The following is a 15,549-nucleotide window of genomic DNA, read 5'->3' as shown; positions in this document are numbered from 1 at the left end:
TACGCTTACCGGGCCTACAACGGCCCCGAACCGTAGGCCGGGTAAGCGCAGCGCCACCCGGCAATAGCAGCACCGAACCCCAGCCGGATAAGCGCAAAAAAAAACCCGCCGAAGCGGGTTTTTTTATGGGCTGACGTAACGATTACTCGTTGTCAGAACCGCCCAGGCCTGCGTTCAGCAGCTCTGCCAGGCTGGCAGATGCATCTTCAGCAGTCACCTGTGGTGCCGCAGGGATTTCGCCCGCTGCGCGACGGCGCATACGATCCTGGTGGTACGCATAACCGGTACCGGCCGGGATCAGACGACCCACGATAACGTTCTCTTTCAGACCGCGCAGTTCGTCGCGTTTGCCCGCAACGGCTGCTTCGGTAAGCACACGAGTGGTCTCCTGGAACGATGCCGCGGAGATGAAGGACTCGGTTGCCAGAGACGCTTTGGTGATACCCAGCAGGTCACGTGCGAAGGTCGCACTGAGCTTGCCATTCGATTCCAGATCGCGGTTAGCAATCTTGACGCGAGAGTATTCAACCTGCTCACCTTCGAGGAAGTCGGAGCTACCGGCATTCACGATGGTGGCTTTACGCAGCATCTGACGAACGATAACTTCGATGTGCTTATCGTTGATCTTAACGCCTTGCAGACGGTAAACGTCCTGTACTTCGTTGGTGATGTAACGCGTTACCGCGTGGACGCCACGAAGACGCAGAATGTCGTGCGGTGCTTCCGGACCGTCGGAAACCACGTCACCACGTTCTACACGTTCACCTTCAAACACGTTGAGCTGACGCCATTTTGGAATCATCTCTTCGTACGGATCGCTGCCATCCAGCGGCGTGATCACCAGACGGCGCTTCCCTTTGGTCTCTTTACCGAAGGAAATGATACCGCTGATTTCAGCCAGGATTGCCGGCTCTTTCGGACGACGTGCTTCGAACAGGTCCGCAACGCGTGGCAGACCACCGGTGATATCTTTGGTACCGCTGGATTCCTGAGGAATACGCGCCAGAGCATCACCCGCACCGATCTGAATACCATCTTCCAGCTGAACAATCGCTTTACCTGGCAGGAAGTACTGAGCCGGCATGTCGGTGCCCGGGATCAGAACGTCGTTGCCGTTAGCATCAACGATTTTCAGTGCTGGACGCAGATCTTTACCACCCGCGGTACGTTCTGCAGAATCCAGAACAACCAGGGAAGAGAGACCGGTCAGGTCGTCGGTCTGACGAGTAATCGTCTGGCCATCGATCATATCGGTAAAGCGAATGAAACCAGCCACTTCGGTGATTACCGGCATGGTGTGTGGATCCCAGTTCGCTACGGTTTCGCCGCCAGCAACCTGTTCGCCATCGCCTTTCGCCATAACAGCACCGTAAGGCACTTTATAGCTCTCTTTGGTACGACCGAATTCGTCGATCAGCTTCAGCTCGGTGTTACGGGAAGTCACTACCAGTTTACCGGCAGAGTTTACAACCGACTTCGCGTTGCTGAGCTTGATGCTACCTTTGTTCTTCACCTGGATGCTGGATTCAGCAGCCGCACGAGATGCCGCACCACCGATGTGGAACGTACGCATCGTCAGCTGTGTACCCGGCTCACCGATGGACTGTGCCGCGATAACACCGATCGCTTCACCTTTGTTGATGATGTGGCCACGCGCCAGGTCACGACCATAGCAGTGCGCACAAACACCAAAGTCGGTGTCACAAGATACGACAGAACGTACCTTCACGGAGTCAACAGAGTTCGCTTCCAGCAGGTCACACCAATGCTCGTGCAGCAGCGTGTTGCGTGGAACCAGAATGTCTGCGGTACCCGGCTTCAGAATGTCTTCTGCAGTCACACGGCCCAGAACGCGATCGCGCAGCGGCTCTTTAACATCACCACCCTCGATAACCGGGGTCATGGTGATACCTTCGAGGGTGCCACAATCGTCTTCGGTCACAACCAGATCCTGCGCAACGTCTACCAGACGACGCGTCAGATAACCGGAGTTCGCAGTTTTCAGTGCGGTATCCGCCAGACCTTTACGCGCACCGTGAGTGGAGATGAAGTACTGGAGTACGTTCAGACCTTCACGGAAGTTCGCGGTGATTGGCGTTTCGATGATGGAGCCATCTGGCTTCGCCATCAGACCACGCATACCTGCCAGCTGACGAATCTGTGCTGCAGAACCACGCGCACCGGAGTCGGCCATCATGTAGATGCTGTTGAAGGAAACCTGCTGCTCTTCGACGCCGTCACGGTTAATAACGGTTTCGGTCTGCAGGTTGTCCATCATCGCTTTGGATACACGATCGTTCGCCGCTGCCCAGATATCGATAACTTTGTTATAGCGTTCGCCCGCGGTAACCAGACCAGACTGGAACTGCTCCTGGATCTCAGCAACTTCGGCTTCCGCTTCAGAGATGATCTCGTATTTCTTCTCTGGGATGACCATGTCATCGATACCAACAGAGGCACCTGAACGCGCTGCATAAGCAAAGCCGGTGTACATTGTCTGGTCAGCGAAGATAACGGTCGGCTTCAGGCCCAGGATGCGGTAACAGGTGTTCAGCATCTTGGAGATCGCTTTCTTGCCCAGCGCCTGGTTGACGATGGAGAAAGGCAGACCTTTCGGTACGATCATCCACAGAATCGCACGGCCAACGGTCGTGTCGATCAGGCTGGTTTTCGCAACGAGTTCGCCGTTTTCAGCTTTTTCATACTCGGTGATACGCACTTTTACACGCGCATGCAGAGAGGCCAGGCCAGCGCGATAAATACGCTCAGCTTCTTTAGGGCCAGTCAGCACCATGCCTTCGCCTTTGGCGTTAACACAGTCACGGGTCATGTAGTACAGACCCAGTACAACGTCCTGAGAAGGAACGATAATTGGTTCACCGTTCGCTGGGGACAGGATGTTGTTGGTAGACATCATCAGCGCACGCGCTTCGAGCTGGGCTTCCAGCGTCAGCGGTACGTGTACTGCCATCTGGTCACCATCGAAGTCGGCGTTGTATGCCGCACAAACCAGCGGGTGCAGCTGGATAGCTTTACCTTCGATCAGTACTGGCTCAAAGGCCTGGATACCCAGACGGTGCAGGGTTGGTGCACGGTTCAGCAGTACCGGGTGTTCGCGGATAACTTCGTCCAGGATATCCCAAACGACAGCTTCTTCACGCTCAACCATTTTCTTCGCGGCTTTGATGGTGGTGGCCAGGCCACGCAGTTCCAGCTTGCCGTAAATGAACGGTTTGAACAGCTCCAGTGCCATTTTCTTCGGCAGACCGCACTGATGCAGACGCAGGTATGGACCTACGGTGATTACAGAACGACCGGAGTAGTCAACACGCTTACCGAGCAGGTTCTGACGGAAACGACCCTGTTTACCTTTGATCATGTCGGCCAAAGATTTCAGAGGACGCTTGTTAGAACCGGTGATCGCACGACCGCGACGACCGTTATCCAGCAGGGCATCTACCGCTTCCTGCAGCATACGTTTTTCGTTGCGTACGATGATATCTGGCGCAGCCAGATCCAGCAGACGCTTCAGACGGTTGTTACGGTTAATGACGCGACGATACAGATCGTTCAGGTCAGATGTCGCGAAACGACCACCATCCAGCGGTACCAGCGGACGCAGATCTGGCGGCAGAACCGGCAGAACGGTCAGGATCATCCACTCTGGTTTGTTACCAGACTGAACGAACGCTTCCAGCAGTTTGATACGCTTGGTCAGCTTTTTACGCTTGGTTTCGGAGTTGGTTTCGTTCAGCTCTTCACGCAGAGTTTCACACTCTTGCTCCAGATCCATGCTCTTCAGCAGGGCCTGGATCGCTTCCGCACCCATCTTCGCGTCGAATTCGTCACCGAACTCTTCCAGCGCGTCGAGATACTGTTCTTCGGTCAGGATCTGGTTACGTTCCAGATTGGTCATGCCGCCTTCGATAACGACATAAGATTCGAAGTACAGAACACGTTCGATATCGCGCAGCGGCATATCCAGCAGCAGACCGATACGGGACGGCAGAGATTTCAGGAACCAGATGTGGGCAGTCGGAGACGCCAGCTCAATGTGGCCCATGCGCTCACGACGCACTTTAGTCTGGGTCACTTCAACGCCGCACTTCTCACAGATCACACCACGGTGTTTCAGGCGCTTGTACTTACCGCACAGGCACTCGTAATCTTTTACTGGCCCGAAAATACGCGCACAGAAAAGGCCGTCACGCTCAGGTTTGAACGTACGGTAGTTGATGGTTTCTGGCTTTTTAACTTCACCAAAAGACCATGAACGGATCATGTCTGGCGAGGCCAGAGCAATTTTGATCGCATCAAACTCTTCGGTTTTAGTTTGCGCTTTCAGAAACTTTAATAAGTCTTTCACGGATTTGCTCCCGTCGGAGTTAGCACAATCTGGTGCCGGAAACTACTCCGGCACCAGTGACCTGTTTGAGCGAGAGTTACTCGTCTTCCAGTTCGATGTTGATACCCAGCGAACGAATCTCTTTCAACAGTACGTTGAAGGACTCTGGCATGCCCGGTTCCATCTGATGGTTGCCGTCCACGATGTTTTTATACATCTTGGTACGACCGTTCACGTCATCAGACTTAACGGTGAGCATTTCCTGCAGGGTGTATGCTGCGCCATATGCTTCCAGCGCCCACACTTCCATCTCCCCGAAGCGCTGACCACCGAACTGCGCCTTACCACCCAGCGGCTGCTGAGTAACCAGGCTGTAAGAACCGGTAGAACGCGCGTGCATCTTGTCATCAACCAGGTGGTTCAGTTTCAGCATGTACATGTAACCCACGGTTACCTGGCGCTCGAACTGCTCACCGGTACGACCGTCGAACAGTGTGATCTGACCAGAACTTGGCAGGCCACCCAGCTGTAACAGTTCCTTGATTTCAGACTCTTTCGCACCATCGAAGACTGGCGTTGCGATTGGCATACCTTTTTTCAGGTTCTCAGCCAGACGCAGCACTTCTTCATCGCTGAAGGTGTTCAGGTCGACTTTCTGACGAACATCAGTACCCAGATCGTACGCACGCTGGATGAATTCGCGCAGTTTCGCGACTTCTTCCTGCTGCTTCAGCATGGCGTTGATCTTATCGCCGATACCTTTCGCAGCCATACCCAGGTGAGTTTCGAGGATCTGACCAATGTTCATACGAGACGGTACGCCCAGCGGGTTCAGTACGATATCTACCGGCGTACCGTTAGCATCGTGCGGCATATCTTCGATCGGGTTGATCTTAGAGATAACACCCTTGTTACCGTGACGACCTGCCATCTTATCACCAGGCTGGATCTGACGTTTAACGGCCAGATAAACCTTAACAATCTTCAGCACGCCTGGTGCCAGATCGTCGCCCTGAGTAATTTTACGGCGTTTCGCTTCGAGTTTTTTCTCGAACTCGTGTTTCAGTTCGTCGTACTGCTCAGCCAGCTGTTCCAGCTGATTTTGTTTCTCTTCGTCGGCCAGGCCCAGTTCCAGCCAGCGGTCGCGTGGCAGTTTGTCGAGCTTCTCAGCTTCAACACCACCGGCAACCAGCACCGCGTAGATACGACTAAACAGGCCAGCTTCGAGGATCTGCAGCTCTTCAGACAGGTCTTTCTTAGCCTGCTTCAGTTGCATCTCTTCGATTTCCAGCGCACGTTTGTCTTTTTCTACGCCATCGCGAGTAAAGACCTGAACGTCAATAACCGTACCGGAAACACCGTTCGGCACACGCAGAGAAGAGTCTTTAACGTCAGACGCTTTCTCACCGAAGATCGCGCGCAGCAGTTTCTCTTCTGGCGTCAGCTGGGTTTCACCTTTCGGCGTAACCTTACCAACCAGAATGTCGCCGCCGGTCACTTCTGCACCGATGTAGACGATACCGGATTCATCCAGTTTGGAGAGCGCAGCTTCACCCACGTTCGGGATGTCAGCGGTGATCTCTTCTGGCCCCAGCTTGGTGTCACGGGACACACATGCCAGTTCCTGGATGTGAATAGTAGTGAAACGATCTTCCTGAACCACACGCTCGGAGACGAGGATGGAGTCTTCGAAGTTGTAACCATTCCACGGCATGAACGCTACGCGCATGTTCTGACCGAGCGCCAGTTCACCGAGGTCGGTGGACGGACCGTCAGCCAGCACGTCGCCGCGCTCAATTGGCTCACCCAGAGAAACACATGGCATCTGGTTGATACAGGTGTTCTGGTTAGAACGGGTGTACTTGGTCAGGTTATAGATGTCGATACCCGCTTCGCCTGCATGCATCTCGTCTTCGTTAACTTTGATAACGATACGGGAAGCATCGACGTACTGAACAGTACCGCCACGTTTAGCAACTGCAGTAACACCGGAGTCAACGGCAACAGCACGTTCCATACCGGTACCAACCAGCGGCTTATCAGCGCGCAGAGTTGGAACCGCCTGACGTTGCATGTTCGCACCCATCAATGCACGGTTGGCGTCATCGTGTTCCAGGAACGGGATCAGGGACGCACCGACGGAAACCACCTGTTGGGTGGAAACGTCCATGTAGTCAACCTGGTCACGACTGAACAAGCTCGATTCACCTTTGCTACGGCAGGTTACCAGGTCTTCTTCAAAGTGGCCTTCGTCATCCAGGTTGGAGTTCGCCTGAGCGATGACGTAGTTACCTTCTTCGATAGCAGACAGGTAGTGAATTTCGTCGGTTACAACACCGTCAGTCACTTTACGATACGGGGTCTCAAGGAAACCGTATTCGTTAGTCTGTGCGTACACGGACAGGGAGTTGATCAGACCGATGTTTGGACCTTCAGGCGTTTCGATAGGACATACGCGACCGTAGTGAGTCGGGTGTACGTCTCGAACTTCAAAGCCTGCACGTTCACGGGTCAGACCGCCTGGGCCGAGGGCAGAGATACGACGCTTGTGCGTGATCTCAGACAGCGGGTTGTTCTGGTCCATAAACTGAGACAGCTGGCTGGAACCAAAGAACTCTTTCACTGCTGCGGAGATCGGCTTGGCGTTGATCATATCCTGAGGCATCAGGGTATCCAGATCGCCCAGAGACAGACGCTCTTTCACCGCACGCTCTACACGCACGAGGCCAACGCGGAACTGGTTTTCCGCCATTTCGCCTACGGAACGGATACGACGGTTGCCGAGGTGGTCGATATCGTCCACTTCGCCTTTGCCGTTACGGATATCGATGAGCTTCTTCATCACTTCGATGATGTCTTCTTTGCTCAGGATTCCTGAACCTTCGATCGCATCACGCAGCAGAGAACGGTTGAACTTCATACGACCAACCGCGGAGAGATCGTAGCGGTCTTCGGAGAAGAACAGGTTCTCAAACAGGCTTTCAGCCGCTTCGCGAGTTGGTGGCTCACCAGGACGCATCATGCGGTAGATTTCTACCAGCGCGCTCAGACGATCGGTGGTCGGGTCGACGCGAATCGTTTCCGACATGTATGGACCGTGGTCCAGATCGTTAGTGAACAGCGTTTCGATACGCTTGTGGCCAGACTGGCTCAGCTTAGCCAGCAGATCCAGGCTCAGCTCCATGTTAGCCGGGCAGATCAGCTCGCCAGTGGATGCATCAACGTAATCTTTTGCAGCTACTTTTCCAGCAATGTATTCAACCGGGACTTCGATGTGTTTGATATCATCTTTTTCCAGCTGACGGATGTGGCGCGCGGTAATACGGCGGCCTTTTTCCACATACACTTTGCCGTCGGCTTCGATGTCGAACGACGCGGTATCACCACGCAGACGCTCAGGCACCAGCTCCATTTGCAGCTTGTTGTCGCGAATTTCAAAGACAACTTTCTCAAAGAACAGATCAAGAATCTGCTCAGTGGTGTATTGCAGAGCACGCAGAATGATGGTCGCAGGCAGTTTACGACGACGGTCGATACGGACAAACAGGTTGTCTTTCGGATCGAACTCGAAGTCCAGCCAGGAACCACGGTAAGGAATGATACGTGCGTTATACAGTACTTTACCGGATGAGTGCGTTTTACCTTTATCGCTGTCGAAGAAGACGCCCGGGCTACGGTGCAGCTGGGAAACGATAACACGCTCAGTACCGTTGATTACGAAAGTACCGTTGTCGGTCATGAGCGGAATTTCGCCCATGTAGACTTCTTGTTCTTTAATGTCTTTAACGGTGCCTTCCGGCGCTTCGCGCTCGTAGATCACCAGACGCAGCTTAACGCGCAGCGGTGCCGAGTAGGTCACGCCACGGATTTGACATTCCTGAACGTCAAATACCGGTTCGCCAAGGCGGTAGCTGACGTATTGCAGCTCGGAATTACCGCTGTAGCTCTTAATTGGGAACACGGAACGGAAGGCGGCTTCCAGACCGTACTGCCCTTCAGGATCTTGCTCGATAAACTTCTGGAACGAGTCAAGCTGGATAGAAAGGAGATATGGAATGTCCAGAACTTGTGGACGTTTACCAAAATCCTTACGAATACGTTTTTTCTCGGTATAGGAGTAAACCATAGGGTTCCTCAGCTCGCTGACAAGTCGACGCATCTGTCCATTGACGGACAGTTTGTGCAACACCATTTTGTTGATCGGAAAATCGAACACTTTCCGCAATGCCTGTTGCTATCACGCTTAAACCATTTCATTGCGATTTACCCAGAGCGAGCACCCTGTCGCAGTATATTAAGTCGTCGATAGAAACAAGCATTGTCAGGACAGCCAGCAGTCAAACAGTGTGAAACGCTACTGGCGCCTTACAGCGCAAAAAGGCTGGTGACTAAAAGTCACCAGCCATCAGCCTAATTTCTCAGGCTGCAACCGGAAGGGTTGGCTTATTTAACTTCAACTTCAGCGCCAGCTTCTTCCAGAGATTTTTTCAGTGCTTCTGCGTCATCTTTGCTCACGCCTTCTTTCAGCGCAGCTGGAGCAGATTCTACCAGGTCTTTAGCTTCTTTCAGACCCAGGCCAGTTGCAGAACGTACTGCTTTGATTACGGCAACTTTGTTAGCGCCAGCAGCTTTCAGAATTACGTCGAATTCAGTTTTTTCTTCAGCTACTTCAGCCGGGCCAGCAGCTACAGCTACAGCAGCAGCAGCGGAAACACCGAATTTTTCTTCCATTGCAGAGATCAGTTCTACAACGTCCATTACGGACATAGCTGCAACTGCTTCAATGATTTGATCTTTAGTGATAGACATTTAAATTGTTCCTGAAAATCAGAATAAGTTTATACGTAAGCGAATACTTGATAAAGATGACTGCTATTAAGCAGCTTCTTTCGCATCGCGAACAGCAGCCAGAGTGCGAACCAGTTTGCCAGCCGAAGCTTCTTTCATGGTTGCCATCAGGCGTGCAATTGCTTCTTCGTAGGTCGGCAGGGTTGCCAGGCGATCGATTTGCGATGCCGGGATCAACTCACCTTCAAAGGCTGCAGCTTTAACCTCAAATTTTGCATTCGCTTTCGCGAAATCTTTGAACAGACGAGCAGCAGCGCCCGGGTGTTCCAGAGAATATGCAATCAAGGTTGGACCAACAAACGTGTCTTTCAGGCACTCGAACTGAGTACCTTCAACTACGCGGCGCAGCAGGGTGTTACGAACAACACGCATGTAAACGCCAGCTTCACGACCTGCTTTACGCAGTTCAGTCATTTTATCTACAGTAACGCCACGGGAATCCGCAACTACTGCAGACAGCGCGCCTTTGGCTACTTCGCTGACTTCAGCAACAATCGCTTGTTTGTCTTGAAGATTTAAAGCCATTAGCTTTGCTCCTGGATGTTTGCCGGAACTCATGTTCCGGAACTCACTTCACTCAGTCCAACGGAAAGAGCGTCTTAATACGGTGAGCAGAAACAAGCCAGAGTATCCAAAAATAATCTTAGCGTTCTGTCACCGTCTACGCAGGGGATTAAGTCTCTTGCGAAACACCTGCGGTCTTCGACGGAGGCCTGGATTAGGCCAGGCTCCAACGAACAAATCTTTTAGCCGCTAACTATTGTTAGCAAACGTGGGGGTAAGATTGTAGACAAATCCACCGCCCACGTAAAGGCATTAGTTTGCAGCAGCGCTCAGGCCAGCCTGGTCAACTGCAACACCTGCACCCATGGTGGTGGAGATGCTAACTTTCTTGATGTACACGCCTTTCGCCTGAGTTGGTTTTGCTTTTTTCAGCGCAACCAGCAGAGATTCCAGGTTTTCTTTCAGTTTGTCAGCGTCAAAGTCCACTTTACCGATGGTGGTGTGGATGATGCCGTTTTTGTCGTTACGATAACGAACCTGACCTGCTTTAGCGTTCTTAACTGCTTCAGCAACGTTAGGAGTTACAGTACCAACTTTCGGGTTTGGCATCAGGCCGCGTGGACCCAGAACCTGGCCGAGTTGGCCAACAACGCGCATTGCATCCGGGGAAGCAATAACAACGTCAAAGTTCATTTCGCCTTTCTTGATCTGATCAGCCAGATCTTCCATACCTACCAGTTCAGCGCCGGCAGCTTTAGCAGCTTCAGCGTTTGCACCCTGAGCAAATACAGCTACGCGTACGGAACGGCCAGTACCGTGTGGCAGTACAGTTGCGCCACGAACGTTCTGATCGGATTTACGAGCATCGATGCCCAGGTTAACAGCAACGTCAACGCTTTCAACGAACTTAGCGGTAGCCAGTTCTTTCAGCAGAGCGATAGCTTCGTTGATGTCGTACTGTTTGGTCGCATCAACTTTGTCACGGATCACGGACATGCGCTTGGTCAGTTTAGCCATTTCTTAGTCCTCCACTACCAGGCCCATGGAACGTGCAGTACCTTCGATGGAGCGAGTCATCGCTTCAACGTCGGAACCAGTCATGTCGGCAGCTTTGGTCTGCGCGATTTCCTGCAGCTGAGCGCGGGAAATTTTACCAACTTTATCTTTGTTCGGCTTACCGGAACCAGACTTGATACCAGCCGCTTTTTTCAGCAGTACTGCTGCCGGCGGGGTCTTGGTAACGAAAGTGAAAGAACGGTCAGCGTAAACAGTGATTACGACTGGGATTGGCAGACCTTTTTCCAGGGATTCGGTTTTGGCGTTGAACGCTTTACAGAATTCCATGATGTTCACACCTTGCTGACCCAGAGCTGGACCAACTGGTGGACTTGGGTTCGCCATACCAGCTGCAACCTGCAGCTTGACGTAGGCTTGTACTTTCTTAGCCATTCTAAAATCCTCTGATTGGGTAATAGCGCCTCAAGGAGGCTCCCCGTGAATAAAAATCGTTTTACAGGCCGGGGCCCATAAAAACAAAAGGCGCGAAATTGTATTCCAATCTCGCGCCCTGTGCAACGATTAAATCGTCGCTTTTTTGATCGCTGCTTAGGCTTTTTCTACCTGGGCAAAGTCCAGCTCTACCGGGGTCGCACGACCGAAGATAGAAACGGAAACTTTCAGGCGGGACTTCTCGTAGTCCACTTCTTCAACCACGCCGTTAAAGTCAGCAAACGGACCGTCATTAACACGAACCATTTCACCCGGTTCAAACAGCGTTTTCGGACGCGGCTTATCCCCAACCTGCTGCAGGCGGTTCATAATCGCATCAACTTCTTTATCGCTGATTGGCGCCGGACGGTCAGACGTGCCGCCGATAAAGCCCATTACGCGCGGTACGCTGCGCACTAAGTGCCAGCTTGCATCGTTCATCACCATCTGAACAAGCACGTAACCCGGGAAGAATTTGCGTTCGCTTTTGCGACGCTGGCCGCCACGGATCTCGACCACTTCTTCGGTCGGAACCATAACATCGCCAAACAACTCTTCCATATTGTGTAATTTGATATGCTCACGCAGCGACGTAGCTACGCGGCCTTCAAAACCGGAAAACGCCTGAACGACGTACCAGCGCTTTTTAGGGGCTTCAGACATCTCAGAACCTCAGGCCAGTGATAAAGGATACCAGGCGAACCAGAATACCATCCAGTCCCCACAGGATCAGTGACATTACAGCGGTAACCGCAGCTACAATCAGCGTGGTGTGCAATGTTTCCTGGCGAGTCGGCCAAATGACCTTACGGACTTCGGTTCTCGCTTCGCGGGCAAAAGCAACGGTCGCTTTACCTTTGGTCGTCAACAGCGCGACACCACCCGCTGCAGCAATCAGAATTACCACTGCCAGCGCGCGTAGCGGCAGCATCATGTCGCGATACAGGTAGTTGCCCACGATTGCTACGATCAACAATACGGCTACTACTACCCATTTCATCGCTTCCAGGCCGCGCCCGCTCCCTTGAGCTTCGGTATTCGCACTCATAAACCAACCTGTCAGAAGTATTCTACAAACATTTTCACCCCGCGATAGCGAGGCGAACCAAACCGAAATGCTCTGTTGCGTTTCGGACTAAAAACGCCCTCTTCAGAGCCTGTCTCAGCAATGATTATGACAAATAAAATCACTGATGAGCCAGGTTCTGGTTCGAAAGCGTGCAAAAAGGGCATCAAATGATGCCCTTTTCATGCGCATTGCGTCAAATGTTATCAGCAATTAGCCGAGAACTTTAGCAACAACGCCCGCACCAACGGTACGGCCACCTTCACGGATTGCGAAACGCAGACCGTCATCCATCGCGATTGGGTGGATCAGGGTAACAACCATCTTGATGTTGTCGCCTGGCATTACCATCTCAACGCCTTCTGGCAGTTCGATGGTACCGGTCACGTCAGTAGTACGGAAGTAGAACTGTGGACGGTAGCCTTTGAAGAACGGAGTATGACGGCCGCCTTCGTCTTTGGACAGGATGTACACTTCAGATTCGAACTTGGTGTGTGGCTTGATAGAGCCTGGCTTAGCCAGAACCTGGCCACGCTGGATCTCTTCACGCTTGATACCACGCAGCAGAACGCCGCAGTTCTCGCCTGCACGACCTTCGTCCAGCAGTTTGCGGAACATTTCAACGCCGGTACAGGTTGATTTCGCAGTATCTTTGATACCAACGATTTCAACTTCTTCACCCACTTTGATGATGCCGCGCTCTACACGACCGGTAACAACAGTACCACGGCCGGAGATAGAGAATACGTCTTCGATAGGCAGCAGGAACGGCTTGTCAATCGCACGCTCTGGCTCTGGGATGTAAGAATCCAGGTAGCCAGCCAGTTCGATGATTTTCTCTTCCCACTGTGCTTCGCCTTCCAGCGCTTTCAGTGCAGAACCACGAACGATTGGGGTGTCGTCGCCCGGGAAGTCGTACTGGGACAGAAGTTCACGAACTTCCATCTCAACCAGTTCCAGCAGCTCTTCGTCATCAACCATGTCGCATTTGTTCAGGAACACGATGATGAAAGGAACGCCTACCTGACGACCCAGCAGGATGTGCTCACGGGTCTGAGGCATAGGGCCGTCAGTCGCAGCAACAACCAGGATCGCACCGTCCATCTGCGCAGCACCGGTGATCATGTTTTTAACATAGTCGGCGTGGCCCGGGCAGTCTACGTGTGCGTAGTGGCGAGTCGGGGTGTCATATTCAACGTGGGAAGTGTTGATGGTGATACCACGAGCTTTTTCTTCTGGTGCGTTATCGATCTGATCGAATGCGCGAGCAGAACCACCGTAGGTTTTTGCCAGAACGGTAGTGATTGCAGCGGTCAGCGTTGTTTTACCATGGTCAACGTGGCCGATAGTACCGACGTTAACGTGCGGTTTTGTACGTTCAAACTTTTCTTTAGACATCGATTGTCCCTCTAAGACACGGATAAATCGGTGATATCACCACATCAACCAGGCGAAATGCCTGAACTGTTGAATTCATTTAAATTGAAACAGAGAGAAACGGGAGGGAGAAGTGAAGTGGTGCTGATACCCAGAGTCGAACTGGGGACCTCACCCTTACCAAGGGTGCGCTCTACCAACTGAGCCATATCAGCACGTATTGGAGCGGGCAGCGGGAATCGAACCCGCATCATCAGCTTGGAAGGCTGAGGTAATAGCCATTATACGATGCCCGCATCCTGAAACTCGGCTACCCAGTTCTTTCTGTAACAAAAAAAGAGATTTCTCTCTTTTTAAGTTCGAGCTGGCTAATTTTTTCAACCAGCTCCGGCGGCGTTAACGCTGCCAGAAAGTGGTGGTGGGGGAAGGATTCGAACCTTCGAAGTCTGTGACGGCAGATTTACAGTCTGCTCCCTTTGGCCGCTCGGGAACCCCACCGGACTTGATGGTGCCGACTACCGGAATCGAACTGGTGACCTACTGATTACAAGTCAGTTGCTCTACCTACTGAGCTAAGTCGGCATCAAGTAGCGCGCATTTTAGGGAGACCCGCGGGTTCATGCAACTAAAAATTTGCATAAATCGTTCTTTCGCTCACATTTTGTGCGAGGAGAGCGAATAACGCTGTAATTCCAGGCAAATGCGGGCAAATATTCAGCATTTACCGCCCTGAAAAGGGGGCAAACCCGGTCTGTGACGATTCCCGCTTAACGCAACACTGGGCCATATTTTTTCTTATTATTCGGCTCATCTGGTGTTAACCTCCTGCGCATTGTCCAAAATTAACTATTATGTGATGTGCCTTCCCCCGCATGGCTAGCCTCTGATGTGGGATAGACGCCTCACTCAAGCATGCTTATGAGCAAAAAAGAGCAAACGTTAATGACGCCTTATCTCCAGTTTAGCCGCAGCCAGTGGGCTGCTCTGCGTGACTCCGTTCCTATGACCTTAACGGAAGGCGAAATCGCACGGTTAAAAGGGATAAACGAAGACCTGTCGCTTGAAGAAGTGGCCGAAATATATTTGCCTCTATCGCGTTTGCTGAATTTCTATATCAGTTCCAACCTTCGCCGGCAGGCCGTACTGGAGCAGTTCCTCGGTACTAACGGGCAGCGCATTCCTTATATCATCAGTATTGCCGGTAGCGTCGCCGTGGGTAAAAGCACCACCGCGCGTGTTCTGCAGGCGCTCCTGAGTCGCTGGCCGGAACATCGCAGCGTGGAGCTGATCACCACCGACGGCTTTCTGCATCCGAACGAGGTGTTAAAAGAACGCGGTCTGATGAAGAAGAAGGGCTTCCCCCTCTCTTATGATATGCACCGTCTGGTGAAATTCGTGTCGGATCTGAAATCCGGCGTGCCGAACGTGACGGCCCCGGTCTATTCACACCTGATTTACGACCGTATCCCTGATGGGGATAAAACGGTGGTGCAGCCGGACATCCTGATTCTGGAAGGGTTAAACGTTCTGCAGAGCGGAATGGATTATCCTCACGATCCGCATCATGTATTTGTGTCTGACTTTGTTGATTTCTCTATCTATGTGGATGCGCCGGAAGATCTGCTGCAGAACTGGTATATCAACCGCTTCCTGAAGTTCCGCGAAGGGGCGTTCACCGATCCGGACTCTTACTTCCATAACTACGCCCAGCTCTCGAAAGAAGAGGCTATTAATGTAGCCACCTCGCTGTGGAATGAGATCAACTACGTGAACCTGAAAGAGAACATCCTGCCGACCCGCGAACGCGCCAGCCTGATCCTCACCAAGAGTGAGAAACACGCTGTCGACCATGTGCGTTTACGAAAATAGTCTTTCATCATCCCAATAAAAAACCGGCGATTATCGCCGGTTTTTTTATGGC

At 52.3% G+C, this 15,549-nt stretch carries 10 protein-coding genes and 4 tRNA genes; 1 reads left to right on the top strand and 13 read right to left on the bottom strand.

Going from position 1 to position 15,549, the window contains the following annotated elements; translation table 11 throughout:
* Positions 1 to 142: 142 nt before the first annotated feature.
* From rpoC to G7090_RS00915, 13 genes are all read right to left on the bottom strand, one after another.
* Entirely contained in the window at positions 143 to 4,366 is a 4,224-nt protein-coding gene (gene rpoC / locus G7090_RS00975) for a DNA-directed RNA polymerase subunit beta' (protein WP_106996046.1), read from the bottom strand.
* Positions 4,367 to 4,442: 76 nt separating this feature from the next.
* A complete protein-coding gene (gene rpoB / locus G7090_RS00970) occupies positions 4,443 to 8,471 on the bottom strand; it encodes a DNA-directed RNA polymerase subunit beta (RefSeq protein WP_106996045.1) in 4,029 nt (1,342 codons plus the stop codon).
* A gap of 317 nt (positions 8,472 to 8,788) precedes the next feature.
* Positions 8,789 to 9,154, bottom strand: coding sequence for a 50S ribosomal protein L7/L12 (gene rplL / locus G7090_RS00965; protein ID WP_106996044.1), 366 nt, complete (start codon positions 9,152 to 9,154; stop codon positions 8,789 to 8,791).
* A gap of 66 nt (positions 9,155 to 9,220) precedes the next feature.
* Positions 9,221 to 9,718 carry a 50S ribosomal protein L10 gene (rplJ, locus tag G7090_RS00960; protein WP_166181225.1) on the bottom strand — a complete coding sequence of 166 codons (498 nt, stop codon included), beginning with the start codon at positions 9,716 to 9,718 and terminating at the stop codon, positions 9,221 to 9,223.
* Positions 9,719 to 10,009: 291 nt separating this feature from the next.
* Entirely contained in the window at positions 10,010 to 10,714 is a 705-nt protein-coding gene (gene rplA, locus G7090_RS00955; RefSeq protein WP_006176745.1) for a 50S ribosomal protein L1, read from the bottom strand.
* 3 nt (positions 10,715 to 10,717) lie between these two features.
* A complete protein-coding gene (gene rplK / locus G7090_RS00950; protein WP_032615878.1) occupies positions 10,718 to 11,146 on the bottom strand; it encodes a 50S ribosomal protein L11 in 429 nt (142 codons plus the stop codon).
* Between the two features lie 156 nt (positions 11,147 to 11,302).
* Entirely contained in the window at positions 11,303 to 11,848 is a 546-nt protein-coding gene (nusG, locus tag G7090_RS00945; RefSeq protein ID WP_106996043.1) for a transcription termination/antitermination protein NusG, read from the bottom strand.
* 1 nt (position 11,849) lies between these two features.
* Positions 11,850 to 12,233, bottom strand: a complete 384-nt coding sequence (secE, locus tag G7090_RS00940) for a preprotein translocase subunit SecE (RefSeq protein WP_003862342.1) — start codon at positions 12,231 to 12,233, stop codon at positions 11,850 to 11,852.
* Positions 12,234 to 12,464: 231 nt separating this feature from the next.
* Complete coding sequence (tuf, locus tag G7090_RS00935) at positions 12,465 to 13,649, bottom strand: elongation factor Tu (RefSeq protein ID WP_166181223.1); 1,185 nt, start codon at positions 13,647 to 13,649, stop codon at positions 12,465 to 12,467.
* Positions 13,650 to 13,767: 118 nt separating this feature from the next.
* Positions 13,768 to 13,843 (bottom strand) — tRNA-Thr (locus G7090_RS00930).
* Between the two features lie 6 nt (positions 13,844 to 13,849).
* A tRNA-Gly gene (locus tag G7090_RS00925) sits at positions 13,850 to 13,924 on the bottom strand.
* Between the two features lie 117 nt (positions 13,925 to 14,041).
* A tRNA-Tyr gene (locus G7090_RS00920) sits at positions 14,042 to 14,126 on the bottom strand.
* 8 nt (positions 14,127 to 14,134) lie between these two features.
* Positions 14,135 to 14,210 (bottom strand) — tRNA-Thr (locus G7090_RS00915).
* Between the two features lie 336 nt (positions 14,211 to 14,546).
* Between G7090_RS00915 and coaA the strand changes: the two genes are divergently transcribed.
* Positions 14,547 to 15,497, top strand: a complete 951-nt coding sequence (gene coaA, locus G7090_RS00910) for a type I pantothenate kinase (protein ID WP_106995519.1) — start codon at positions 14,547 to 14,549, stop codon at positions 15,495 to 15,497.
* Positions 15,498 to 15,549 lie beyond the last annotated feature (52 nt).

The organism is Leclercia sp. 29361 (assembly GCF_011290365.1).
GTDB classification, from domain to species: domain Bacteria; phylum Pseudomonadota; class Gammaproteobacteria; order Enterobacterales; family Enterobacteriaceae; genus Enterobacter; species Enterobacter tamurae.
This window is presented reverse-complemented; position numbering and strand designations above follow the sequence as displayed.